We start from the raw sequence: 2,803 nt of genomic DNA, 5'->3' as shown, positions 1-2,803 counted from the left end.
TTCTGTGTTTCCTGGGAATCTAGCTGCATCATTATCATCACAATCGGTATCAGAGTTTACACCATCACCATCTGCATCTACAACGCCTGTATCAACCGTTACCTCAAAAGATAAACTTAGGTAGCCTTCTTCGAAGTCAAATGTGCCTCCTGCGAAACTTGTGTTTCCACCAATATAATGGTTTTCAATTGGTGCCCAATTATAATCTGTTTTTGGAGCTGGATTAAAAAAACGATATTCATAGGTGTCTGAATTGAAACCTGTTTCTGGCCATGTAAAAGTTAAAACGGCATCAACTTCAGCACCATTGGTTTGCGTGTAAATTATCTCTGTAAATCCTGGTGATACAGGTCCAGGTCCAGGTAAATACAATCTCTCAGTATTACCTGTAATATCAGGTCCAGAACCATTTGTTTTATAGGTAAGTGTGAAAGTTGCAGTTCCTCCTGGAGTAATCGTTCCGGTTTGCACAATATTAACTAATGTAATAACAGGTATATCACAAACATCACCTATTCCATTATTATCACCATCCGCTTGATCTGTATTTGCAGTTAGTGGGCAGTTATCATTAATATCTAATATAGTATCATCATCATCGTCGTCATCACAACCATCTGGTGTTCCGTCACTATCAGTATCAATATTATCATCAAATCCTGGGCAAACATCATCAGCATCAGGAACTCCATCACCATCTGCATCTGCCACTACCGTACCAAATACAATATCATCAATTCTTAAGCCCACAAAGCCATCAGCATTATTGTTAAAAACATCAGCGGTCGGAGAATCAGGAAAATGTGAGTCTTTAGGAGCCCAATCCATATTATCTTTAGGGTTCGTATTAAACAACCTAATTTCATAACGACTTGGAGGCGTTAAAGCAGCCAAAGCAGTAGAACTTACTATCCAATCTCGTTCTCTTGGAGTAAGATTAATAGTTGTTGTTCCTGTTGCTCCTGCCGTACCATCATATGTGATTGGCGCGCCGAAAGCCGCTTGATTATTAGTCCCTCCTGTATCAGATGGTTCTGGGTAAGCATACATATTACCTGTTCCATCAACAGATGTACCTAATGCTCCAGTACTTTGATACTCTACAGTTATAGTAGTTGGTTGTCCTTTGGTCATATTGCCATCATAAGAATAACTTAGAATTGTTATTACGGGTTCTTGAGCAAATCCAAAAGAGGTGGCCAAAAATATAAACGCCAATAAAGTTTTTTTGAGTAATTGTGCTTTCATTTTTTTTAGTTATTAGTTTAGTTAGATACTAGTTTTAATAACATAAATGATTCATTATGGGTAGAGAGGGGTGTAAAAAAAACAATTAACATTTAAGTTAATGTCTCTATCAATAAAAATTTTGTATTTGAGAGTTTAGTCCTTATATAAGAGGCTGGTAGCTTTTTCTAGATCGTAAAATTAATTTAATTGTTACTTGAATAAGGTTAGATTTTACCAATAACTAGTTCAATTTTACCTCTTCAAAAATGAAAATGGTAAAAATATCGATGAAATTACCTTGATATTATTTTTTGAGAGAAAAAACATATTTTTTATTATTTGTCTTTAGATATTTATATTCAAAAAGCACTACGGTCATGATACCAAGCGTATATGCAACCAAATCTAAAAACTCAAAAGTGCTTCCTAAAATTAGTTTAACTATATAATTATTTTCTAAATTAAATAAAGCAAGATAATTTGTTAGTTGTAAGTTGTTCCTTCAACAATTTGCGCTTGTATTTGGAGCGCAAATAATGTTTGTATTAAGAAACCTGTGATTTTTGAAGTAATTCTTTTCATTCGTTTCTAATTTAGTTTAATTGTTTCGAAACAAAGAAGTTAAAGTGCTATTACTATTGATTAATGGTTAGAATAAATAATCATATTATGAATAGATAATAGGGAGTATAAAAAAATTTATGAATGTCTAAATATTTCTAATTTAATGATTAACGAAAAAAAATTCCGTTAAATTACAGATTAATCTACATGAAAAGATATTATTGAAAAATCCATCCTGTACAATCATGCATTATCCTGTACTATCATGTTTTTCAAAGGTTTACAGAGATTTTTGATGTGTGAATAATAAAGAATGTGGTTCGATAAATAATGAGATAGTATCTTAGTAATTCAGTTCACAAATCCAAGCTTAGGAGGTTTATTAGTGGGTTGCGTTTACTGGTTGCAAACATCCTTATTTTTTTGGACTATTATAGTTATATAATCCCTTTTTGAAGCACGAAAAAAAACTATTGGTGGATTTTACTGATAAAAATTCATCTCATCCAAGTACCCCCAAACAAATTCTGGAAGCATTGGCCTTACATTTTTACCAGCTTTTATAGCTTTTCTAATAAATGTTGACGAGAGCTCCATAATTGGTGCATCAATATGATGGATTTTTTTGTGAGCATCAAATTGAGTTTCTACTTTGCTTTCTGAAATTCTAGGATATACATATATATGATGGTTTTCAAGTATTACTTGATAGTTTTTCCATTTATGAAAACTTTTTAAGTTGTCTTCTCCCATAATTAAGGCAAACTCGTAATCAGGATATTTTTCTTGTAAATGGACTAGTGTATTTATGGTGTAATTGGGTTGTGGTAAATGAAACTCAATATCGCTTGCCTTTAGCTTGGTATAATCTTTTGTGGCCTGATATACCATTTCTAAACGTTGGTGATTATCAAGCAAGCTACTTTTCTTTTTAAAAGGGTTATGGGGTGTAACTACAAACCAAATTTGATCTAAATCGCTATATTCTGCCATGTGGTTAGCAATAACC

At 32.7% G+C, this 2,803-nt stretch carries 3 protein-coding genes; all 3 read right to left on the bottom strand.

Annotated features, from left to right (window positions below; translation table 11 throughout):
- Positions 1 to 1,248: thrombospondin type 3 repeat-containing protein (locus tag WBN21_RS00345; RefSeq protein WP_424197331.1), on the bottom strand; the 1,248-nt coding region annotated here is incomplete at its 3' end.
- Positions 1,249 to 1,534: 286 nt separating this feature from the next.
- Positions 1,535 to 1,675: a hypothetical protein gene (locus WBN21_RS00340; protein WP_424197332.1), complete on the bottom strand. Its 141-nt coding sequence runs from the start codon at positions 1,673 to 1,675 to the stop codon at positions 1,535 to 1,537.
- Positions 1,676 to 2,277: 602 nt separating this feature from the next.
- Positions 2,278 to 2,803: nicotinate (nicotinamide) nucleotide adenylyltransferase (gene nadD / locus WBN21_RS00335; RefSeq protein ID WP_424197330.1), on the bottom strand; the 526-nt coding region annotated here is incomplete at its 5' end.

Source organism: Algibacter sp., assembly GCF_049667265.1.
Lineage (GTDB): Bacteria > Bacteroidota > Bacteroidia > Flavobacteriales > Flavobacteriaceae > Algibacter_B.
The sequence above is the reverse complement of the archived record's forward strand: the minus strand, read 5'-3'. Positions and strand labels throughout refer to the sequence as shown.